At 47.6% G+C, this 21,708-nt stretch carries 17 protein-coding genes and 1 pseudogene; 10 read left to right on the top strand and 8 right to left on the bottom strand.

The window, feature by feature from the left end:
• The first annotated feature begins 59 nt into the window (after positions 1–59).
• The 4 genes from SYN6312_RS06335 to SYN6312_RS06320 all read left to right on the top strand — a co-directional run bounded on the left by SYN6312_RS06335 (position 60) and on the right by SYN6312_RS06320 (position 5,717).
• Positions 60–1,001, top strand: a complete 942-nt coding sequence (locus SYN6312_RS06335; RefSeq protein ID WP_015124033.1) for a glycosyltransferase family 2 protein — start codon at positions 60–62, stop codon at positions 999–1,001.
• A complete protein-coding gene (locus SYN6312_RS06330) occupies positions 998–3,460 on the top strand; it encodes a glycosyltransferase family 1 protein (RefSeq protein WP_015124032.1) in 2,463 nt (820 codons plus the stop codon). Before SYN6312_RS06335 ends, SYN6312_RS06330 begins: the two co-directional genes overlap by 4 nt.
• A complete protein-coding gene (locus SYN6312_RS06325) occupies positions 3,435–4,718 on the top strand; it encodes a glycosyltransferase family 1 protein (protein WP_015124031.1) in 1,284 nt (427 codons plus the stop codon). The genes SYN6312_RS06330 and SYN6312_RS06325 overlap by 26 nt, the downstream gene beginning before the upstream one ends.
• A gap of 93 nt (positions 4,719–4,811) precedes the next feature.
• Positions 4,812–5,717, top strand: coding sequence for a glycosyltransferase family 2 protein (locus SYN6312_RS06320; RefSeq protein WP_015124030.1), 906 nt, complete (start codon positions 4,812–4,814; stop codon positions 5,715–5,717).
• A gap of 67 nt (positions 5,718–5,784) precedes the next feature.
• Here SYN6312_RS06320 and SYN6312_RS06315 read toward each other — a convergent pair whose 3' ends face one another.
• Genes SYN6312_RS06315 through leuS form a run of 4 tightly spaced genes read right to left on the bottom strand, consistent with a single transcriptional unit; the run spans position 5,785 to position 11,747 of the window.
• Positions 5,785–8,001: an O-linked N-acetylglucosamine transferase gene (locus SYN6312_RS06315; RefSeq protein ID WP_015124029.1), complete on the bottom strand. Its 2,217-nt coding sequence runs from the start codon at positions 7,999–8,001 to the stop codon at positions 5,785–5,787.
• 5 nt (positions 8,002–8,006) lie between these two features.
• The gene (locus SYN6312_RS06310) at positions 8,007–8,768 is read right to left on the bottom strand and encodes an HAD-IA family hydrolase (protein ID WP_015124028.1); all 762 of its coding nucleotides are present in this window, start codon (positions 8,766–8,768) and stop codon (positions 8,007–8,009) included.
• A complete protein-coding gene (locus SYN6312_RS06305; protein ID WP_015124027.1) occupies positions 8,738–9,166 on the bottom strand; it encodes a hypothetical protein in 429 nt (142 codons plus the stop codon). Before SYN6312_RS06305 ends, SYN6312_RS06310 begins: the two co-directional genes overlap by 31 nt.
• A 10-nt stretch (positions 9,167–9,176) precedes the next feature.
• Positions 9,177–11,747, bottom strand: a complete 2,571-nt coding sequence (leuS, locus tag SYN6312_RS06300; protein WP_015124026.1) for a leucine--tRNA ligase — start codon at positions 11,745–11,747, stop codon at positions 9,177–9,179.
• 181 nt (positions 11,748–11,928) lie between these two features.
• Here leuS and gloA point away from each other — a divergent pair.
• The 4 genes and pseudogenes from gloA to cydB all read left to right on the top strand — a co-directional run bounded on the left by gloA (position 11,929) and on the right by cydB (position 16,125).
• Positions 11,929–12,332: pseudogene (gene gloA, locus SYN6312_RS06295) on the top strand (lactoylglutathione lyase).
• A gap of 95 nt (positions 12,333–12,427) precedes the next feature.
• Positions 12,428–13,489, top strand: coding sequence for a biotin synthase BioB (gene bioB, locus SYN6312_RS06290; RefSeq protein WP_015124025.1), 1,062 nt, complete (start codon positions 12,428–12,430; stop codon positions 13,487–13,489).
• Positions 13,490–13,650: 161 nt separating this feature from the next.
• Positions 13,651–15,090 (top strand): cytochrome ubiquinol oxidase subunit I, encoded by a 1,440-nt coding sequence (locus tag SYN6312_RS06285; protein WP_015124024.1) that lies wholly within the window; start codon positions 13,651–13,653, stop codon positions 15,088–15,090.
• 21 nt (positions 15,091–15,111) lie between these two features.
• Positions 15,112–16,125, top strand: a complete 1,014-nt coding sequence (gene cydB / locus SYN6312_RS06280) for a cytochrome d ubiquinol oxidase subunit II (RefSeq protein WP_015124023.1) — start codon at positions 15,112–15,114, stop codon at positions 16,123–16,125.
• 230 nt (positions 16,126–16,355) lie between these two features.
• Here cydB and SYN6312_RS06275 read toward each other — a convergent pair whose 3' ends face one another.
• The 3 genes from SYN6312_RS06275 to SYN6312_RS06265 form a co-directional block, all read right to left on the bottom strand.
• Entirely contained in the window at positions 16,356–16,493 is a 138-nt protein-coding gene (locus SYN6312_RS06275) for a photosystem II reaction center protein K (RefSeq protein ID WP_041431229.1), read from the bottom strand.
• A 258-nt stretch (positions 16,494–16,751) separates the two neighbouring features.
• The gene (locus SYN6312_RS06270; RefSeq protein ID WP_156804748.1) at positions 16,752–17,054 is read right to left on the bottom strand and encodes a hypothetical protein; all 303 of its coding nucleotides are present in this window, start codon (positions 17,052–17,054) and stop codon (positions 16,752–16,754) included.
• A gap of 583 nt (positions 17,055–17,637) precedes the next feature.
• Positions 17,638–18,891, bottom strand: a complete 1,254-nt coding sequence (locus SYN6312_RS06265; protein ID WP_015124021.1) for a M20 family metallopeptidase — start codon at positions 18,889–18,891, stop codon at positions 17,638–17,640.
• Positions 18,892–19,034: 143 nt separating this feature from the next.
• Here SYN6312_RS06265 and SYN6312_RS06260 point away from each other — a divergent pair, with 143 nt between their 5' ends.
• Both SYN6312_RS06260 and SYN6312_RS06255 read left to right on the top strand, forming a co-directional pair.
• Positions 19,035–19,310: a hypothetical protein gene (locus SYN6312_RS06260; RefSeq protein ID WP_015124020.1), complete on the top strand. Its 276-nt coding sequence runs from the start codon at positions 19,035–19,037 to the stop codon at positions 19,308–19,310.
• Between the two features lie 55 nt (positions 19,311–19,365).
• Positions 19,366–20,043 carry an energy-coupling factor ABC transporter ATP-binding protein gene (locus SYN6312_RS06255; RefSeq protein ID WP_015124019.1) on the top strand — a complete coding sequence of 226 codons (678 nt, stop codon included), beginning with the start codon at positions 19,366–19,368 and terminating at the stop codon, positions 20,041–20,043.
• Here the strand turns inward: SYN6312_RS06255 and SYN6312_RS06250 are convergent.
• Positions 20,040–21,485, bottom strand: coding sequence for a hypothetical protein (locus SYN6312_RS06250; protein ID WP_015124018.1), 1,446 nt, complete (start codon positions 21,483–21,485; stop codon positions 20,040–20,042). The genes SYN6312_RS06255 and SYN6312_RS06250 overlap by 4 nt on opposite strands.
• Positions 21,486–21,708 lie beyond the last annotated feature (223 nt).

Genomic DNA, 21,708 nt, shown 5'->3' with positions numbered 1-21,708 from the left:
TAGAGTTCTCTTGATGTTCGTTTTCCCCTTAAATGGATTGTTTCTGAAAAGACCATGCAATGCTTAAAATTTCGATTGTCACAGTTTGCTATAATGCCGAGAAAACTATTGAAAGAACAATTCAAAGTGTTATAAACCAAAAAGATGCCAAGATTGAATATTTAATTATTGATGGTGCATCTCAAGATAAAACCCTAGACATCATTCAGTCTTATCAGTCAGGCATTGGCATTGTTGTGAGTGAGCCGGATCGGGGGCTTTACCATGCGATGAACAAGGGAATTGCTAAGGCATCCGGTGATTATGTCTATTTTTTAAATGCCGATGATTATCTTGTTAATGAATTGGTGATTCAGTCTGTCACAAATTTCTTAATCAAGCATCCTGATATTGACGTTGTTTATGGTAATTTACAAGTCCGTTATCCCCATCGTGAGCCATCCTTACACCGACCGCCGCCCCCAGAGCAGATTTTAGATGAATTAATTTGCGGAGCTTTGCCGCACCAGGCCACCTTTGCTCGACGATCCGTTTTAGAGGCAATGGGAGGGTTTGAAGAACAGTATAGAATTGCTGCTGATTATGATTGGTTTTTACGCTTAACCCAACAGCCCAATGTCAAAATTGGTTATATGCCAATTACAGTTGCGTCCTATGCTATCGATGGTCAATCCGCCCAGATGACTAAAGTTCTGCCAGAGGTGTATCGAATTCAAAATCAATTTTCTCCCTATCAAACCCCCGAATGGCAGCAACGCCGGATTCTGGCCTACCAAAAGCAAATCACTGAACTGCGGCAACAGGAGTCCCAGTGGTCAGAAACTTTGGCCCAACTGACAGTGGGAGGCTCTGAAGAGGTTGAGATCCAGACATTAATCGCGAAACTACAAGCGGCACAGGCTACGATTGAAGCGATGAAAACCAGTAAATTTTGGGCCCTGCGGCAGAAGTGGTTTCAAGCCAAAAAGTTTTTGGGATTGCCTGGAGATATTGAGTCATGACCAGCATGGGGCAGGGCTTAGGCAAAATGGGAGTCCCAACTGAGCTACCGATCCACTTTTTTACCATTGTTCTGAATGGCCAACCCTTTATTGAGTACCACCTGCAAGCCTTCCAGGAACTTGAGCTACCCTGGCATTGGCACATTATAGAAGGAGTTGCGGAACTCAAGCATGACACGGCCTGGAGTGTAGCCCAAGGGGGACGGATTGATCCGAGTCTTCATCGCAATGGATTAAGTACTGATGGCACGACCGCGTATTTGGATGTCATCGCGGCTCGTTTTCCTGAGCAAATTACTCTCTACCGTCCCCCACCCGGCCAGTTTTGGGATGGCAAGCGGGAGATGGTTAATGCTCCTTTAAGCTATATCCAAGCAGACTGTTTGTTATGGCAGATAGATGCGGATGAGCTTTGGACAACAGGCCAAATCACCACAGCCCACTCTTTTTTTCTGAATAACCCAGAGATCACGGCTGCTTTTTACTGGTGTCATTATTTTGTTGGCCCGGATCTTGTGGTTGCTTCTCGCTATTGCTATTCCCAAAACCCTGAGCAAGAGTGGTTACGAACTTGGAGATATCAGCCAGGGATGTCTTGGGCCAAACATGAGCCACCTCAATTAGTGAATAGGCAAGGTGAAGATGTCAGCCGGATCAATCCAATTCATCACGATGACACAGAAGCAATGGGCCTGGTTTTCCAACATTTCGCCTATGTTCTGCCTGAGCAGCTTACATTCAAGGAAAAGTATTACGGCTATCATAATGCCCTGAGCCAATGGCACCGTTTGCAATCTGAGTCAGCTTTCCCAGTATTTTTAAGGGACTATTTTGCTTGGGTTACAGATGATACGGTTGTGGATCTCGCCGCTAATTGTGGTGTTATCCCTGTTGCAGTAGTTGATATGACTGAGGAATTTTACCCGGTATGGGACTTTAGAACTGAATCAGAATTGGCAGAGATTGCCCAAGCAAGCTCAAAAGCGACACCCAAGATTGCGGTTGATGCGGTCTTTTTTCAACTGCTTCACAGTGGCATTGGTCGGGTTTGGCGGTCAATTTTTCAAGCGTGGGTAAAGTCAGGATTTGCAGAAAACGTTTTAATTTTAGACCGGGCCCAAACAGCCCCCCGCTTACCCGGCCTGCGCTATCGCCTGATTCATCCCTATAACCAAGAGGCGGCTGGAGAGGATAGTCTCAAACTGCAATCCATTTGCGACCAGGCCGGGATTGAGTTATTTATTTCCACCTACTACACCACTCCCATCCACACCCCAACGGTTTTGCTTGTCCACGATATGATTCCCGAAGTCATGGGCTTTGATTTGACGGTTTCCGGGTGGCGAGAAAAACAATTGGCGATTCTTTACGCATCTGCCTATCTAACAGTATCTAAACATACAGCTAAAGATTTAATCCGATTTTTTCCAGGCCTGGATCAAGCGCAAATTCATATCACTTACAACGGCATTGATGGGATATTTCAACCGGCCAACCAGGAACAAATTAAACAGTTTAGGACGAGTATAAGCCTGGAGAAACCCTATTTCTTAGTCGTCGGGGACAGGGTTGGCTTTGATGGCTACAAAAATATTCGGTTATTTTTTACAGCTTTTAATCAAATACCTAACAAGACAGAGTTTCAGATTTTCTGTGTGGGTGGTCAATCAAAATTAGAGCCGGAATTAGCCCAAATCATTTCCCACGAGTCTATAAAAATGGCCCGCTTAACTGATGCTGAATTAGCTATTGCCTATAGTGATGCCATTGCCTTAGTTTATCCGTCTCGCTATGAAGGGTTTGGTTTACCCGTTTTAGAGGCCATGGCCTGTGGTTGCCCCGTGATTACCTGTCATAATTCGGCGATTCCTGAAGTTGCGGGAACGGCGGCCCTTTATGTCAGTGAAGATGATCCTAGTGACATGATTCAAGCCTTAAGAAAAGTCCAGATCCCTGAAGTTCGAGATGGTTTAGTGCAAGCTGGCCTGGAGCAAAGTCGTCAGTTTTCTTGGACAACTATGGCCCATGACGTTGCGAATGTCCTAACCAGAGTTCGTCAACAACGGGCAGAACAAGGGGAAACACCAGCGTCATTCAAGCAAAAGTTAATTTGGCAGAAATTTCGTCAACTACAAGCGGAATTAGCTAAAACTCAAGCACCAGGCCAAGATTCCTTTGGCTTAGAACATCTTCTCTTTTTAATTCAAGAGATGGAAAGTAGTAAATTCTGGCAACTGCGGCGAGTAACCCACAATCTGCAAAAATTGATCGGTCAATCTGGCCTGGTGGATGAGGTGATCATTGATCCAGCCAAACCCCCAGAGTTACAACTTCTCCAAGCGAAGCAACGAATTAACTGGATTAAAACAAGCAAGTTTTGGCAATTACGGAAACGCTGGCTTAAGCTTCGTCAAAATCTAGGAATTCCTGGCGATGATCCTGATAGCCCATTGTTATGAGCCAGAAGCAGATAGAAAATTAAACTCAATCATGATGATCATCCATGAATATTTACAACAAAGTTATCGGATTGCCATTGATTTAACACCTTTGCTTGAAACAGGTGAAAATGGTGGAATTAATCTGTTCATTGATTTTCTAATTAAATCTTTACTGAGATTAGCACCCGACTGGAAAATCATTCTTCTGACATCAAGTACTAATCATCACCATGTAACCCAAATTTATCAAAAACAAGCCAAAACATATTGTATTAAGCCTAATATTAATCACTTCAATAAAATCTTGACCTATAGTGTGAAACTCTGGCATATTCTTCGGCAAGTCATGGGATGGAACCGAGTACTTCATCAGCTTAATGTAGATTTACTTCTTTGTCCCTACACCAATACCGCCTATCAAGAGTCAGGAATTCCAACCATCACTGTTGTCCATGATCTTCAGCATCTGGCTATTCCCCAGGCCTTTGGTTGGCGAGAGCGACTCTATCGTCAGATGTTTTTTCAAAGACTTAGCTATGGAGCCAGCCAGATTATCTGTATTTCCGAATTTACTCGCCAAGCAATGCTCCAAGCTTTCCCCCAATCGGCTCAGCGATTAACTGTGATTCATCATGGGAATTATCGGCAAGAACTCAGTCTTAACATCGCCGAAGTCCATCAGGTTGTGGATTGCTTTGGATTGCAATTTGAAAATTATTTATTCTATCCGGCAAATACTTGGCCCCATAAAAATCATAAAACTCTTTTGAGGGCTTATCTCCAGTATCGCAATCAATGTGTTGCACCTTTAGATTTAGTTCTTAGTGGAGCCATTATTGGTAATAAGCTGGAACTACAAGATTTTTGCCAGGCCCATGATCTAGAACCCTATGTCCATTTTTGTGGTTATGTGGATCCTTTAAGCTTGGAAGCCCTTTGGCGAGGATGCTATTGTTTAGTGTTTCCCTCTCGCTATGAAGGATTTGGGATGCCAATATTAGAAGCAATGTTTTATGAAAAACCGATACTCTCTAGTCAAGCTGCTAGTTTACCAGAAGTCGGTGGAGATGCTGTTTTATACTTTAATCCTGACGATGTTACCGATCTTGCCGCCAAGCTGAAGAAGATAACAATAGAGCCTCAATTGGGGAACGAACTAGTTAAGAAGGGGAAGCAACGCCTCAGAAAATTTTCTACTGATGATACCGCTCAACGTTATTTAGCGATAATGATTAACTGCTTGGATGAGTCTAATTCAAATAATCCTGGATTATAGTATCAACCTGACAATGAAAATAGCATAATCTTATAACATAGAAACCCTTAAGAAATAGTTAATTAATATTTTAAGTATCAGGATCTATGATGTATGCGGTTTACTGTTGTCACGCCTTCCTATAACCAGGCCCGCTTTATTGAGCGCACTATTACCAGTGTTTATTGCCAAGAAACTGTTGATTTTAACTATTATGTAGGTGATGGCGGTAGTTCTGATCAAACCCTTAATATTCTCCAGGCCTATGCTGAAAAACACCCTAATTTTAACTGGCAATCCAGACCAGACTTAGGCCAGGCCGATGCGGTAAATCAAGCCATTGCTGCAACCACCGGGGACATTATTGCCTGGATCAATTCCGATGATATTTATTATCCGGGGGCTTTTGCCGCAGTTGCCGAAATCTTCATAACAAATCCAAATATTTTAGTGATTTATGGTCAGGCTAATTATATTGATGCTGAGGATCAAGTTTTAGAACCCTACCCCACCCAGGCCTGGAATTATGAAGCCCTTAAGGATATCTGTTATCTTTGTCAACCTGCTGTTTTTTTTCGGCGTACCTGTGTTGGACAATGGGGCAACTTAAATACTGACTTACATTTTTGTTTAGATTATGAACTCTGGTTGCGCTGGGGAAAACAGACTAATTTTTACTACTTACCAAAGGTGCTAGCCGGTTCTCGTCAATACTCCCTCAATAAAACCATCGGTAGTCGAGTCAAAGCCCATGCTGAAGTGAATCAAATGTTGAAGCACCAACTGGGATTTGTACCTGATCGCCATATCATTAACTATGCTCGAGTTAAAACAGAGTCTCAGCTAAACTTACAACTATCCGGTGGCAACCAACTGCTTCACAACCGGCCTGTACCAAGATTTGATTTGAGGTTTTGGTGTATCTTAGTTTTTTTCATATTGCAACAATATTGGGATTGGCATCAGGTTCCATCTTTGTTTAAGGTATGGATATTAATCCGGTTGAAATCAAAAATTTAATACCTGAGAGGCTTAGACCCGTAAACGTCATTTTTCTGGGGTGTTGACTCATTTTCACCTCCTATGACTAGCTCAGTTGTGTCCACATCCTTTGATAAGCCTCCTCTAGATGACGGGTAAAGGTGCGGGTATCCCAGAGGGGAGAGGTTTGCTTGGCCTGGTGGAGTTTTTGGCGCACCTGTTGGCGTAATTTATCATCTTGACCCAATTTAATTCCCCAGGCCACATATTCTGGAGCAGACCAAGCAATCCCTTCTGTAATTCCGGCATTGACCATAAAGGTATAACTATTGCGAGCGGCAAACTGTTGGCCAACCTGAGTCACGAGGGGAATTTCTAGCCAAAGAGTTTCTAGAGTTGTGGTGGCACCGTTATAGGGGTAGGAATCGAGAACAATATCTGCCAGTTGGAGGTTGGCGCGATGGGTCAGTTCATCACTATCAAAATCTACGAATCTTAGCCGCGATAAACTAACCCCTTCTTCTTGGGCAATAGATTCAAATAGTTCCCTTAAAATTCCTTTTTCCCCCCGGAGTTTAATTAAAAAGTAACTGTTGGGCACTTGGGCTAGAATCTGACATTGCTGCTTCAGGGTTTCGGGATGTTGTTTCAGGCCATTTTGAGCCGTGAAATAGATGACAGCATCAATGGGAATATCCAGATCTGCCCGCCGCAGGGTCGGAACCCCAATTTCAAACCCATCCACAGCTAAATAGACTTCGGGTAATCGCCAAATTTTTTCGGCGTAGTACTGTTCTGCCTCTGGGGGTAAAACCTGGGGATCGGCAATAAAGTAATCAACAGCAGGCAGACCCGTGGCATCCCACCCTAACCAAGTGGCCTGAATTGGCGCAGGCTTGTAGGCTAAAACTTCAGCACTGTCTTCATAGGTGCCACCATCTAGGTCAATGAGCAGATCAATTTCATCCTTAAAAATCTGCACCACTGAATCTTCGGGTAAATTGCCCGCCCACCAAGAATCTGCATGGGGTAAAAACCAGGCCTGGGTAAAGGGAGTCACCCCTTGGGCGAGAAAATAGAGATGAATCTTAAATTTTTGCCGATTATGATAGCGAAATAACCACCGACAGAGCCAGCCGACTGAATGTTGCCGCAGGGTATGGGCCAAATAGCCAATATGCAAGCAATCCCCGTGACGGGTTTTGAGGGCAGTGGTGATGGGTTGCTGATGGTAGGAATAGGGAGCTAGGTTTTGGCCGGTTTCGGTGCCAAGAAGATTTTTTTGAGCCAAGGCCGCCAAGGGTTTCTGCCAGGCCCAGTATTGTTCAGGCTGATCTTGGACATAGGGCCAATGGAACAAAGCCACCATTAAAGACCGGGCCTGGCTCCGGGTGAGGGTTGCCGGGGAATCCGTTAATAACTGTTGAATGAGTTGAGCTTGCTCGGCAAAACAGGCCTGGACTTCGGGGCCATGATCTCCTTGTCGCATTAGGGCCCGCATTAAAACCCGTTGGCCAAAGACTTTTTCTGCCAAAGTTTGACAATACTGGTTATAGTTTTGGGCTGCGACCAGGCCGGGGGCAAACTGACCTATATCCGTCTGAAAATCTGCGAGTTGCCGCCAAAGAGTGAGATTTTCCGGACTAAAGACCAGGCAGCGTTGGGTGAGTTGAATTGCCGCCTCATAGTTGGGCAGATAAGTATGGTTGTAGGCGAGATGGGAGAATTTCAGGATCAGGGCCGGAAGATCGGGGACAAACCTTAAGCCAACTTGGATGCATTGGGTAATCATGTCCTGGCTAATATCTTTATCTCCAGATTGCCCAACAGGATAGCAGGGAAACAGAGCTAAGAGAAACTGCTCCAATGTCTCTGGTTTTAGAGTTCCGCCAAATTCCTGGAGTAGCGGGATGAGATCCCAGGCCAAGAGGGATTCCGCTGTTAATTTATTGAGTTTAATGTCTAGTTGAATCAGGGCAATTAAATTTATCAAATTTTCCGGTTGAAACTGCCGATAATATTGACGAACCAGCCAAGCCGCTAAATCCTGTTGTTGGGATTCCAGGTGCAGAGCCATCTCAAATAAACGGTTGAGTAAACTCTCTTGATAACTCTCAGCTTCCCCGTCAGGCAAAAAATCTAAAGGGGTGAACCAGGCCACCTGTGCAGCAACGTCTTCGCCCTGAAGTAGGTAAGCTAGGCCTAAATTTTGATAGCAGGTCAGTTGATCGGGATTCTCAGCAATGAGACATTCATAAACAGCGGCGGCCTGAGAACAATGTCCACTGTCTAGCCATTGATCCGCAACGTCTAGTCCGATCATCGCCGCTACAGTCCTAAGAGGGATAGTTCAGTCAAGCTAGTCACCACCTGCAAGGCAATTCCAGGCCTGGGGAGTGGTTTTCCAGTCCGATTCAGCCAAATGGCCCCTAATCCAGCTTGATATGCCCCGACCACATCCTCCGACCAACTATCGCCAATGTGCCAGGCCTGGACGGGTTCAAGGTTGTAGTGTTCGAGGGCAATATTAAAAATATTCGAGTCAGGTTTAGCTGCACCAACATGGGTGGAAATAGTCACCGAATCAAAAAAGGGGGCCAGATCAAGGGCTTCTAATACTGGATAGAGGCGACTATCAAAATTCGATAAAATCCCTAACCGGATTCCCATTTCTTGCCATGAACTTAAAACTTGCCGGACATCTTCATAAACGTACCAGGGATCCGCGAGGGCAAAATGATCAAACAAGTCTTGAAAAAACCGCGAAAAGTCGGGAAATTTCCCTAATACTCCTACCGCTGCAAAACTCTTGGCGGCCACCGCTTCCCACCAGGCCTGCTCTAAAGCCACTAATGCCTCTCCCATCGCTAAAGAACTATTGAGTTTAGGAGCTTGAGCAAAACTGGTCATAAAGGCCTGGTCTAATTGAGTCGGATCAACGATCACCCCGGCCTGGGCGGCAAAGTTCGCATAAATTTCCCCAACACTCCCCCGAATCCCAAATAAAGTCCCCACAGCATCTAAGAATATGGCCTGGGGCCGCTGATTTTTCCCAATCCCTACCATCGCCAATACCGCCGCCCCCGCCAAAAGACCCCCACCACCAGGCCAATCAGGACATTTTCATTCACATCCAAAAGACCAGCGGGGACTCTCGTTAATCCAGAAATAATCGCAATCACAATCAATGTTAATAACAGGCACAGCACCAGGCCCCAAAGGGTTGCCCCGACAATTCGCCCCGGTGAAAACCAGGTTTCCAAAAACAGAACGGCTAATGCCCCCAAGCCCACACTCAAGAGAATGACAATCAGGAGGCCCCAGGGGGGTGTTAAAACCGTTTGGAGAAAGTCCCGCATCTCTGGAGACTGCCCCGCAGCAACAATTAAACCCATATCAAAAATCTTCGCCAGGGTTAGGGTGGTAATCGCCGCAGACAAAAGAGAACGCCAGGGCAAAAACTTCAAACTCCGCAGGGGATCAAACATAATCAGCGACCTACCCTTGCAAGACAAAGTTGATTAATTTACCGGGGACAACAATGACTTTTTTCACTGTTTGGCCAGCTAAATACCGTTCTCCCACCTCGGAGTTGCGAGCATAGGTTTCCAAGTCATTGGCTTCGGCCTGGGCCGGGACTTGAATCACCCCTCTAGTTTTGCCCATGATTTGAATGACCAACGAGATTTCATCAGCAACTAAAGCCGTTGGATCAACCTTAGGCCAGGCCTGGAGGTGAATAGAAGTTGAATGTTCACGCTTTGGCAACTGTTCCCAAAGTTCTTCCGTAATATGAGGCGCAAAGGGTGAAAGCAGTAATAATAAAGTTTTGATCCCTTCTTGATAGGTTGAGCTGGTGATTAAATCCGCCGCATCTCCAAGGGCATTACTTAATTTCATCAACTCCGAAATAGCGGTATTAAATTGATAATCCTCAAAATCCTCACTGACTTCCTTAATCGCGGTATGAATTGCCCGCCGCAGTTTTTTCTCATCGGGACTCAGTTCGGCATGGGTTGACTTGACTTCAGGATTTTTTTCAACATAGCCCGTCACCAGCCGCCAGACGCGATTCAAAAATCGAAATTGCCCCTCGACATCGGCATCATCCCATTCCAAATCTTTTTCGGGTGGGGCTTTAAATAAAATAAACATCCGGGCGGTATCTGCACCATATTTTTCAATCACATCCCCCGGAGCGACACCGTTATGTTTGGATTTCGACATTTTTTCATAGACCACATCCAAGGCAATGCCGGAGTCGGGATCTACGGGATTATTCGGGTCTTTGACTTGGCTGGGAATCACATACTTTCCGGTCTGCGGATTTTTATAAGTTTTCCCCTGCACCATCCCTTGAGTTAACAGCCGTTGAAAGGGTTCACTGAAGTTAATCAAACCCCGATCCTTGAGGACTTTGGTAAAAAAGCGGGAATATAACAGGTGCAAAATCGCGTGTTCAATGCCGCCCACATACTGATCCACGGGCAACCAATCATTCACAACTTTGGGATCAAACGGGGCCTGGTCATTTTGGGCATCGGCAAAACGGAGAAAATACCAGGAGGAATCAATAAACGTATCCATGGTGTCGGTTTCCCGTTGGGCCGGTTTGCCACAGGTGGGACAGGGGACATTGACCCAATCCTCAAGTTGCGCCAAGGGAGAAGCCCCCCGGCCGGTGAATTCCACGTTTTCCGGCAGCAGTACAGGTAAATCTGCATCGGGAACAGGAACCGCACCACAATCTGGGCAATGAATAATTGGAATCGGCACACCCCAATAGCGTTGGCGAGAAATCAACCAATCTCGAAGGCGATACTGAATCCTGGCTTTTCCCCACCCTTGAGACTCGGCAAATTCAATAATCTTGGTTTTGGCAGTTTGTGATTCTAACCCATCAAAGTCCCCCGAATTAATCAAAATCCCTGGTTCCGTGTAGGCCTGATCCAATTTCACCATCTCAGGATTGGCGGGAATAATCACCGTTTTAATCGGGAGCTGATTCTGTTGAGCAAATTGATAATCCCGTTGGTCGTGGGCCGGAACCCCCATCACAGCCCCGGTGCCATACTCCACCAAGACATAATCGGCAATCCAGATGGGAATTGATTCGCCTGTGAAGGGATTTAATGCTTTCCCCCCCGTGGCCAGGCCCCGTTTGGGTTTATCTTCGGCAGTACGTTCTAGTTCCGATTCATGGCTAATAGATTTGATAAACTCTGCCACCTGGGCCTGGTTTTCGTTCGTGGTTACGGCCTGGGTTAGAGGATGTTCCGGAGCCAACACCACATAGGTCACGCCGTACACCGTATCCGGCCGGGTCGTAAAGACCGCAATTTTTTGCTCGGAACCGACAATCGGAAACTCCAAATAGGCCCCGGTAGATTTGCCAATCCAGTTGGCCTGCATCAATTTCACCCGTTCTGGCCAGTCTGTGAGGGTGTCCAAATCCTGCAACAAGGCTTCGGCATAGTCGGTGATTTTCAAAAACCATTGCCGCAATAATTTCCGCTCGACAATTGCCCCCGACCGCCACGACCGCCCTTCATTATCCACCTGTTCATTGGCTAAGACGGTTTGATCAATGGGATCCCAGTTCACCGCCGCTTCTTTTTGGTAGGCTAACCCGGCCTGGAAAAACTGCAAAAACAACCATTGCGTCCAACGATAATAATCCGGGCGACAGGTGGCTAATTCTCGCGACCAATCATAGGAAAGTCCGAGGGGTTGTAGTTGGGTTTTCATTTGGGCAATGTTGGCTTCTGTCCACTCGGCCGGCGGAATTCCCCGTTCAATTGCGGCATTTTCGGCCGGCAACCCAAACGCATCCCACCCCATTGGATGAAGTACCCGATAGCCCTGCATTCGTTTGACCCGCGCGATCACATCGGGAATCGTGTAATTCCGCACATGGCCCATATGAAGATTCCCAGAGGGATAGGGAAACATCGAGAGGGCATAAAACTTGGGCTTTTCTGGCTCTGTTCCCGTGACATCTAACCCTTGGTCGGCCCAGGCCTGTTGCCATTTGGTTTCAATCTCTTGGGGCTGATACCGAGTGTCCACGCGCGTTAATCCTTATAGTACAGATATCAGAAGGGTCTAGGTTCTAGGGTACAAGGTACAGGGGAATGTTTGAGACAGCCGAGGCCCAGAGCCAGGACATATCCATGAAGGTCTCCGCTTCTAAGCCAGGCCAGATACACTACAATGCCAAAGGGTAAAAATAGCTTGGTTAAAAATCCCAATGCGTCTGCTCCATACCATGCTCCGAGTGGGCAACCTAGAAAAATCCCTTGAGTTTTACTGTGATGTCTTGGGGATGAAACTCCTGCGGCAAAAGGACTATCCGGAGGGAGAGTTTACCCTCGCCTTTGTTGGTTATGGTGACGAGGCCAATCACACCGTTCTGGAACTGACCCATAACTGGGGAACCCAAGCCTACGACCTTGGAAATGGCTATGGCCACGTTGCTCTGGGTGTAGATGATATTTAGAAACCTGTGCCACAATCCAGGCCAAGGGTGGAAAAATAACCCGCGCCCCTGGCCCCATGAAACATGGCTCAACGGTGATTGCCTTTGTGGAAGATCCCGATGGCTATAAGGTTGAATTAATTCAATTGGGTTCCCGGCCTGGGGATGGGGATTAATCCGACTCCCACCCCAATTCAACATCCCTCAGGTTCTATATGGTGGTACAACAGGAAAGGGCCTGGATGATGACATCGGGCAAAAGGATAATTTCTTGAGACAACTTCAAACCCCTGCCGCCCCAACTGCGCTCAACTCGCTGCTTCCCAATTGGCAGCATTTTGCCGACCAGGCCCTATCTGGTATCCCTTTAACCAACGCACAAGCCCTGGCTGTCCTCCAGGCCCCGGATACTGAAATCCTCAATCAATTAGCAGCGGCCTATCAGGTTCGGTATCACTATTGGCAAAATCGGGTACGGCTTCATTATCTGCTCAATGCCCAAAGTGGACTCTGCCCAGAGGACTGTCATTACTGCTCCCAATCAAAAATCTCCACCGCCGAAATTGAGACCTATCCCCTCTTGGCAGAGGAAAAGATATTAGCCGCCGCGGCCCAGGCCGAGCGATTAAAAGCTGGAACATTTTGCTTGGTGCTTTCCGGTCGGAGTCCGAGTCCGAAAAACTTTGAACGAGTTCTGAGTACCATTCGTACCATTAAAGCCAACCATGATCTTAAAGTCTGTGCCTGTTTAGGACTCTTGGATGAAGCCCAAGCCCAAGCATTAGCGGCTGCGGGGGTGGATCGGGTCAATCACAACTTAAATACCTCTGAAGCTCATCACAGCAACATTTGCACCACTCATACCTTTAACGACCGAGCCACAACCATTAATCAGGTTCAAAAGGCCGGCATTACCACCTGTTCTGGGGGCATCATTGGCCTGGGCGAGTCAGATCAAGACGTGGTGGATTTGGCCATGTCCCTACGGGCCTTGAATGTGACCAGTGTCCCCGTTAACTTCTTAATTCCCATTGATGGCACTCCCCTGTCCCTTGCAAAACACCTCAATCCCCGCTACTGCCTGCGCGTCCTTTGCCTTTTTCGGTTTCTGCTTCCCAGTCAAGAAATTCGGATTGCGGGCGGCCGAGAAGTGCATTTACGCTCCCTCCAACCCTTGGGACTGTATCCAGCTAATTCAATTTTTGTCGGGGACTACCTCACCACCCCCGGACAGGCTGCCCACGCCGACTGGCAAATGATTAGTGATGCGGGATTTGTCTTAGAAGCTGCGGATGGCACCCCCCTAGAAGCACCTCTTTTTAATGACCAATAACCCTCCTAATTCTAAACAAAATCTATAGCTTGGCTTAGGTGTATCAACTATGACTAGCCAGCAACATGACAATCTGTTAAACCGGAATGACTAGCTGTTACGGTTAGGAACATTTTGTTACATTCTGTTGATTTACGGGGTGTTATTACCCAGGCCTGGTTATGGATATTCTTGCGAATTCAGTTGCCCTTTCCCGGATGCAGTTTGCATTGACGGCGATTTTTCATATGCTTTGGCCAATTTTAACCACGGGGATGGCTATTTATTTAGTCATTGTCGAAGGCCTGTGGCTGAAAACCCGCAACTCAGATTATTACCACCATGCGCGGTTTTGGTCGAAGTTGTATGTGTTGAACTTTGGGATTGGTGTCGCCTCTGGTTTACCAATGGAATTTCAATTTGGGACAAACTGGGCCCCTTTTTCCGAAGCCGTGGGTGACTTTTTTGGCAGCATTTTAGGGTTTGAAGCCTCCATGGCTTTTATGTTAGAGGCGGGCTTTTTAGGGATCATGCTCTTTGGCTGGGGGCGCGTTCCACCCGCAATTCACTACCTGGCGACAATCATGGTTGCCTTTGGGGCCAACCTCTCCACATTTTGGATTTTAGTCGCTAATTCCTGGTTACAAACTCCGGCGGGCGGAACATTTGTGGCGGGTAAATTCTTGGTGGCTGATTATTTCCAGGCCATTTTTAATCCCTTCATGCTCAACAGTGTGCTCCATATGTTTTTTGCCACACTGGAAACCTCTTTGTTTGTCATTGGCGGGATCAGTGCTTGGTACATTCTTCAAAGCCGCCATGTCGAGTTCTTTAGCCGTTCCTTCAAAATTGTTCTGGCTGCTGCCATTGCCGTTGCCCCGCTGCAAATTTTCATTGGTCACCTCAGTGCTGAGCAGGTCTATCACTACCAACCCACCAAACTTGCCGCCATTGAAAGCCAATGGAAAACGCTTCCGGCGGGACAACCTGCGGATTGGACACTCGTTGCCTTACCTAATGAGAAAACCGCAACCAATGATTGGGAGCTTAAAATTCCCCAGGCCCTCGGTTACATCCTCGAACTCAAACCCAACCTGAGCGCACCCGTTAAAGGGCTTAAAGACTTCCCCCCCGAAAATCGCCCCCGCATGATTGGCTTAATCTTCTATTCCTTTCGGATCATGAGTGGGATTGGCTTTTTCCTGGTGGGGTTAATGCTGGTGACAGTGCTTCAGTGGGGCCTGGGACGGTTAAAACCGGGAGTGATTGCCCAGCAAACTTGGACATTACGGGCCTGGATCTTTGCGGCTCCCTTGGGGTACTTAGCCGTCGAAACGGGCTGGATTGTTCGCTGTGTGGGCCGCCAACCTTGGACAGTCTATGGGGAAATTCGCACCGTGGATGCGGCCTCCCATTTGCCGGCCGGGGAAGTTCTCTTTTCCTTAATTGGGTTTACCGTCCTCTACTCAGCCCTATTTGTCGCTGCCCTGTATTTTGGCAGTCGGATTATTCGTAAAGGCCCCAACCTGTCCTTGCCAATTCCGGGGGTGGAAGTTTTACCCAGTCTGGAAATTCCGGCCCAGCACCAACCGGATCAGCGTCCCATTGAAGCCCAGCAATAACCCTATGACGTGAGGATGACAATGGAACCCTTAGCCCAATTTCTCCCCCAAGTCTGGTTTTTTATTCTCGGTCTTTTTTTATTCTTGTATGTTCTCCTCGATGGGTTTGATCTGGGGATTGGGATTCTCTCCCTAACGAGCTCCAGTGAAGAACGCCGCAGTATTTTGATGACCAGCTTAGGCAATGTTTGGGATGCCAATGAAACCTGGCTAGTGTTGATGGGGGGTGCACTGTTTGGAGCCTTTCCCTTGGCCTATGGCACGGTTCTCAATGCCCTCTATCTGCCAGCGGTGGTGATGATTGTTGGGTTGATTTTACGGGCGGTGGCCTTTGAATTTCGGGAAAATGCCAATCGCAAGTTGTTTTGGAATTGGGCCTTTGGCGTGGGGAGCTTTCTGGCGGCCTTGGGCCAGGGTTTTGCCTTGGGAAGTATTTTTGAAGGGATTGCCGTAGATGCAGCGGGGCATTTTATTGGGGGAATGTGGGACTGGTTGAGTTGGCGGTCAATTTTAGTCGCGTTGACGCTGATTCAGGGCTATGTCTTGATTGGCTCGACCTATTTGATTATGAAAACCACGGGTAGCCTCCAACTGGTTCACTTTAAGACGGCTAAACTTGCGGCCTGGACGACCTTGATTGGAGCGGGTTTTATTACAGTCAGTACGCCGATCTTGTCTGATCACATTCGCCCCACCCTGTTTGAGCCTCCCTTAGTCTTTATCTTTTTGGGAATACCATTGCTGGGAATTTTCTTGATTGGGCTATTGTTGCAAAGCTTGGGCAAGCAGGAAGAACGAATGCCGTTTATTTTGACTATCTTGATTTTTATGTTGTCCTTTGTTGGCCTGGGCCTGGTCATTTTCCCCTACATCATTCCCCCCAGTGTCACCATCTACCAGGCCGCGGCAGCTCCCAGTTCCCTAGTCTTTATGATTATTTTTATCGGGTTCTTAATCCCAATCATGTTGTTCTACAATATCTACAATTACGTGGTTTTTCGGGGGAAGGTCACACTCTCAGGCGAGGTTGAATAAGTTGCCAGACCGGGGTTGAGTAAATTGGATCAAAGTCATCGGATGTTCGCTTTGGGCTGAGATCAACCGGGACTCTTGTGGTTCAGACTAGGACAGGTTCAGGAAGCCTTCAGGTCAAAACCAACTAAGCCGACCCTCACCAGGCCTGAGACTTACTGCATAGCGTAAATCTGATCACCCGTCACAGCCGACTCAGTTAAACCACTGTTGAGAATTTGATCAGACTATCGTTAACGAAAACCCACAGCCGCTTGCCACACAAAGGCCAAAGCTAAGAATAAGACGGGAATAACGGGTAAAACATCTACAAGGGGATCAAAGATGGAGTAGGCTTCTGGGAGTTTAGCCAAGAGCATCATCGCTTCCATAGTCGTTTTATTATCCTCAGTTTGTTGTCGCAGTGTGTAGGCGTATTTTAACATTAGGATTCCCAAATTCCCCCCCTAGTCCTGAAATATGCCCTGAAGCCTTAGCCCCTTTCATCAGGGCGCACTAAACTGACCCGGCCTGGAGGCAAGGCGAAATTATTTTAACCAACCAACATTGCAAGTATCGGATTGCTAGCCTAGGATTCGTCCCAATCTCCCTCAAGGCAACATAGCAATCCTACCTGAGTCAAGAACGATTCAAGGCTGTAACTCTAGCAAAATCAATACCCCATGTTCTAAATTCCAGCAGGATTGCTCTAGCTCTCCGGTAGAAATCATACTGTTCTTCTGGAAGGCTACACCAACATCTAGAAACAGAACAATCAATTGATCGGACTTAATTTCAGGCTCATGCACTCCAATAAACTCTTGAATTTCTAGTGTTTTCTTTAACGAGTTCAAGATTGGTTTTTGGACTTCGCTTCTGGGATTTCTTCCAACTAATTCCAGCATCAGAAAATAGGTCATAATAGCGTTGTTTAGACCGATAAACGACACCATAATTCAGATCTAGATGAGTGAGTAACTCTTCCAGATTCTATTCATTAAATCCATCTCACAAACCATAAAAACCTGTGGAAAACTCTGGGGATAACCGGGGACTGGGATGTTGTTGGGCTTACACCTGCTTAATGACTCCTTAATAGGATGTGTGGAAAGTGCGATTGAATAACATCCAGGTAGCTGTCCCTGGGTCAGTTTGATGAAATTCACGACATAGCCAGAGCCCCAAAGCGTTAACTACGGGTAAAGCGCAGAATCATCCATCGCATCCACCAAGATTTCCCAATTCAGGACAGTCACAATCAGGTGGAAGCCCCCATCTTGGCAATACCCACTCAACAGCAAGGAATATAGCGTTGATCAACTCCATCATCATCAAAGTGCCAACTCAACACCCCTTGCGGCAATCATCCTAATAATTCCACACCAGCGGCTGAAAAATGGGATGTTGTTTGTAACTGCAACGCGGGGTGAACTCATGAGAACCTGAAGATGCAGGCTCAACTTTTTCAAGGGACAAGGCCTGTTTAGCCATCAGTTTTTGCCCCCTTGAATTAAGCAGCAAACTAGAGTGAAGGGGTTAGGGGCCCTTGGCCTGGGCAAAAAACCTTTCCACACAACGGACAAAAATTTCTACTCCCAGGCCCAGAACCGTTTCATCAAAATCAAAGCGGGGGTGATGATGGGGAAAATCTAACCCTAATTCCGAATTCGCTGAACCTAAAAAGAAATAGCAACCAGGCACTTGCTGTAAGAAAAATGACATATCCTCAGCAGCCATGGTTTGACATTCAGGCACAACTCCCAATTCGGTTTCAATCACTGTTGTAGCCACAGAGCGGACTAATTCGGCCATCGTTGGATCGTTAATTGTTGCTGGATACATCCGTTGATAATTCAATTCGTATTTCGCCCCGTGACAAGCGCAAACCCCGGCAATAATTTCCTCAATCCGTTGGGGTAATTTATCCGCCAATTCAGGATTGAAATAGCGCACTGTCCCACTTAGGGAAGCCGTATCGGCAATAATATTTTTGGCCGTCCCCGCATGAAAGGATCCGACAGAAATCACAGCGGTATCCAGGGGGTTGATATTGCGCGCCACAATGGTTTGCAGGGTAGTAACAATTTGGGAGGCCACCAGCACCGCGTCAATGGTTTGTTGGGGAATCGCGCCATGCCCGCCTTTGCCGAATATTTGACAATGGAAAAACTCAGCCGCCGCCATGAAAGGCCCACTCCGTACCCCGACAGTGCCCACAGGCAAAACATTCCAGACATGGAGGCCAATAATCGCATCAACATGAGGATTTTCGAGAACCCCGGCCTGGATCATCGGTTTCGCCCCGCCAGGCCCCTCTTCAGCGGGTTGGAAAATAATCTTCACAGTTCCGGCAAAATCGGGATGTTGGGATAAGTAACGGGCAGTGCCGAGGGCAATGGTTGTGTGGCCATCATGACCGCAGGCGTGCATCACCCCATCATGGCTAGAGCGATAGGGAACTTGATTTTCTTCCTGAATTGGTAGAGCATCCATATCCGCCCGAATCCCTAAGACTGGGCCAGGCCGGGAACCTTCTAGGATCGCAACAATTCCAGTTTCGGCAATTCCGGTTTGATGTGGAATCCCCCATTCCCGCAGTTTCTCGGCTACAAAGCTGGCTGTCAGTTGTTCCTTAAACGCCAGTTCAGGACGTTGATGCAGGTAGCGTCTCCAGACTACCAATTCTGGCTGCAAGGCTTTAATAGTGGGGCGTAGAGGTTGGTGCAGGCTTGTCTCCCTGGCTTGGCTTGGCTGAGATTGTGACAGAGAAAGCGGTAAGGTAGTGGCCATGGGTCTGACTCAACAACAACAATACTGGAGGGGTGTCAAAAAATAGTTTTAATTTCAGTCTATCGCTCAATCCTCTCCCCTAATGAAGCCGAAAACTCTACAGTGGAGATAGCACAACTTCATCGTTCCTTATCTGAGTACCCATGTTCACGATTGATCTTGTTTTGAAAACAACCCCCATCCCCTTGTCCGTGGAGCGTAAAGAAGAATCAGCCGCCCAGGCCCTCTATCGTGAACTCTTAGCTGCGGTGGCCCAGACTCCCGCCCACATGATTGAACTCACCTGCGAAAAACAAACGGAAAAGAAAGTCGCGGTGCTGAGTTCAGAAATTGTCGGGATTCAACTGTCTCAAAAAGGTGCAGCCGGATCCTCAGGGCGGGGCCCCGGATTTTTTGCCCAACTTTTGGAGCAGTCTTAGGAATCCCCGCCCAACCCAATGCCCCAGTTTCCGCTCCTTGCGATACACTGCTGCCATGCCCAATGCCATTGATGTCCAGGATGTAAGTTTTGGTTGGTCATCCCAGGCCCTGCTGTTGAATCACTGTTATCTACAAATTCCGGCGGGAGAGTTTTGGATGCTCTTGGGGCGCAATGGCAGTGGGAAGTCAACCTTGATGAAGCTCTTGGCGGGGCTATTGTTACCCCAAACGGGATATGTTCACATTCATCAGCCAGTTGGGTTTGTGTTTCAAAATCCAGATCAGCAATTGGTGATGCCGACTGTGGGGGCGGATATTGCCTTTAGTCTGACCAATCAGGGCTTAACCTCAGCAGAAGTCCGCTTACGAGTTCAAGATGCATTGGCAACGGTGAACCTCTCTGGCCTGGCCCGCCGACCCATCTATGCCCTCAGTGGGGGCCAAAAACAACGGGTGGCGATTGCGGGGGCGATTGCGAGACATTGCGAGGTTTTACTATTGGATGAACCCACAGCCCTATTGGATCCCGACAGTCAGCAAGAATTATTAGCCAATGTCCGGGAATTGGTGAAGCAACGGGGGATGACGGCTCTTTGGGTTACCCACCGTTTAGAAGAATTAGTGGCCGCTGATGGGGCAGTTGTGATGGAGCGAGGCCAAGTCATTGAGCAAGGGCCGCCAAGTCAACTCAAGCATTTACGAGATTACAAACTCAGCCAGGCCTGTTGTTAGGGGGCGTTGGATTCCGGCAGGCGAGCTTGACGTTTTTGGGCCATAAAACTGGCTTTCACATCCTCTAACCAATCGATTAAAAGTTCACGCAGGGCCTGGCCGACCTGTTGTTGTTGCAATTCATAGCTGAGGGTCGTGCCAAATTTCTGGACAAGTTGACTGGTGAGGAGGGCAGCGGTCTTGTCTGCGGATTCCAGCCGGGTGAGGACTTGATAAACCCGATTGGTAATTTCGGTAGCCAGTTGGGCTGACCACTGTTGGGGAATGGCTTCTAACCCTGGAAAAGTGGCCAATTGGCGATAGGGCGGGGCCTGGCGGAGGGCTTGATCCACGTTGTAGCGAATCAGGGCCTCTAATTCTGGGCGCAGTTGGGGGAGGACTGTTTTGAGGGTAACTTGCAAGACTAGGGCGGCCATTTCGCCAAGCTCATCAATCTCGTTGCCAGAGTGGGGGTGTTGCTGGCCGGATTGTGCCCCCTGACTGGGTAAAAAGCGCATGAACTGGCCCCGGCGAATGGCTGCCTGCATTTGGGAGAGGACTTGGATCACCACAACTTCCGTCACATCATCTGCAATGGTGGCAACGATCCCTTGAGAGGCTTGTTTCCGAATCCGTTGTAGGCTGATAATTTGAGCTTGATCGAGGCGAATTTCCACCGGAATAATCCGTAACCAGGCCCAACTTGGGGCAATCCACCAAAAGGGAAAAAAGAGCAGCCCATCATACCAGCGGATAATCATGGCATCGAACCAGCGCAACCCGGCCTGGTGACGACTCATCCAAAAGGTGCGGGCCAAAAACTCGAGGAAAAAGATCAGCGCAAAGGGAATATCTAAGGCCCCAAAGTTATCAATATATTCCCCGTCTTCTCCTATGCCTCGGTAATAATTGGCAGCAATCAAGGGGCGAATGGTGCTATTAAACCAGGCCAGGTTAGTGGCTCCGGTGACGGGGTTGATGTAGCGGTCACTCCAAAACTGTTCAAAGGCTTCTTTGGAGGAAACATTGCGTTTGGTGCTGAAGACCCGAAGCCGCATTTGGTTTTTAATCCGCTCCAAACTCCCGGACTTATTGGCAATGGCAAAGGGATTGGTCTCTACCATTTCAACACTGCGAGCGCGGAGGTCGGCTAAGATGTTCTGGGTTTCTGAGCTACCATAACCAAGCCCCTCAATGCTGGCTTCTAATTGATTCACTAGTTCCAGATAGGCCTGGGTGTCGCGGTGGGGTTCAATGCCTTTAATCGGGTCGTAGAGTTTGGTGATGTCTAAGGGCATGGGAATGTATAGCACCCGATTCACTAAGGGAATGGAAACACGCCCCTGTAACCAAAAATCTCGCCAGGGAACATAGCTGAGATTGAATAAGACCAATAGTAAATTCCCACTAGCCAAGATGGCCATCAACCGTTCATAGGTGCGATTAACCATTTTTAACCCCATAGTCTCTCCCCAAACCCACTGTTCTAGTGTAGTGATGCAGCCGGGGCAAGAATTTCCGATATTCCGAATTCCTGAACCACAGGCACACTGGACTCAAAATCACAGTTTTCGGGCAGATCAGGTATCAATTCCGTAATCAAACGAGTCTGAAATAGAAAAATCGCCTAAAATAGGTTATCGGTTTTCATCAACGCTCCTGACTCATGTCACTGGCAAATCAACA

The organism is Synechococcus sp. PCC 6312 (assembly GCF_000316685.1).
Classification (GTDB): domain Bacteria; phylum Cyanobacteriota; class Cyanobacteriia; order Thermosynechococcales; family Thermosynechococcaceae; genus Pseudocalidococcus.
Note: the sequence above shows the minus strand (reverse complement) of the source record. Positions and strands in the feature narration are given on the sequence as shown.

Excerpts from the sequence above, each read along its gene's own strand:
- cydB (WP_015124023.1), top strand. The coding sequence starts at position 15,112 with ATGGAACCCTTAGCCCAATTTCTCCCCCAAGTCTGGTTTTTTATTCTC.
- SYN6312_RS06330 (WP_015124032.1), top strand. The coding sequence starts at position 998 with ATGACCAGCATGGGGCAGGGCTTAGGCAAAATGGGAGTCCCAACTGAG.
- SYN6312_RS06260 (WP_015124020.1), top strand. The coding sequence starts at position 19,035 with ATGTTCACGATTGATCTTGTTTTGAAAACAACCCCCATCCCCTTGTCC.
- SYN6312_RS06305 (WP_015124027.1), bottom strand. The coding sequence starts at position 9,166 with ATGTTTGATCCCCTGCGGAGTTTGAAGTTTTTGCCCTGGCGTTCTCTT.
- SYN6312_RS06285 (WP_015124024.1), top strand. The coding sequence starts at position 13,651 with ATGGATATTCTTGCGAATTCAGTTGCCCTTTCCCGGATGCAGTTTGCA.
- SYN6312_RS06335 (WP_015124033.1), top strand. The coding sequence starts at position 60 with ATGCTTAAAATTTCGATTGTCACAGTTTGCTATAATGCCGAGAAAACT.
- SYN6312_RS06270 (WP_156804748.1), bottom strand. The coding sequence starts at position 17,054 with ATGGTGTCGTTTATCGGTCTAAACAACGCTATTATGACCTATTTTCTG.
- SYN6312_RS06320 (WP_015124030.1), top strand. The coding sequence starts at position 4,812 with ATGCGGTTTACTGTTGTCACGCCTTCCTATAACCAGGCCCGCTTTATT.
- SYN6312_RS06265 (WP_015124021.1), bottom strand. The coding sequence starts at position 18,891 with ATGGCCACTACCTTACCGCTTTCTCTGTCACAATCTCAGCCAAGCCAA.
- SYN6312_RS06255 (WP_015124019.1), top strand. The coding sequence starts at position 19,366 with ATGCCCAATGCCATTGATGTCCAGGATGTAAGTTTTGGTTGGTCATCC.
- SYN6312_RS06250 (WP_015124018.1), bottom strand. The coding sequence starts at position 21,485 with ATGGGGTTAAAAATGGTTAATCGCACCTATGAACGGTTGATGGCCATC.
- SYN6312_RS06275 (WP_041431229.1), bottom strand. The coding sequence starts at position 16,493 with ATGGAAGCGATGATGCTCTTGGCTAAACTCCCAGAAGCCTACTCCATC.
- SYN6312_RS06315 (WP_015124029.1), bottom strand. The coding sequence starts at position 8,001 with ATGATCGGACTAGACGTTGCGGATCAATGGCTAGACAGTGGACATTGT.
- SYN6312_RS06325 (WP_015124031.1), top strand. The coding sequence starts at position 3,435 with ATGATCCTGATAGCCCATTGTTATGAGCCAGAAGCAGATAGAAAATTA.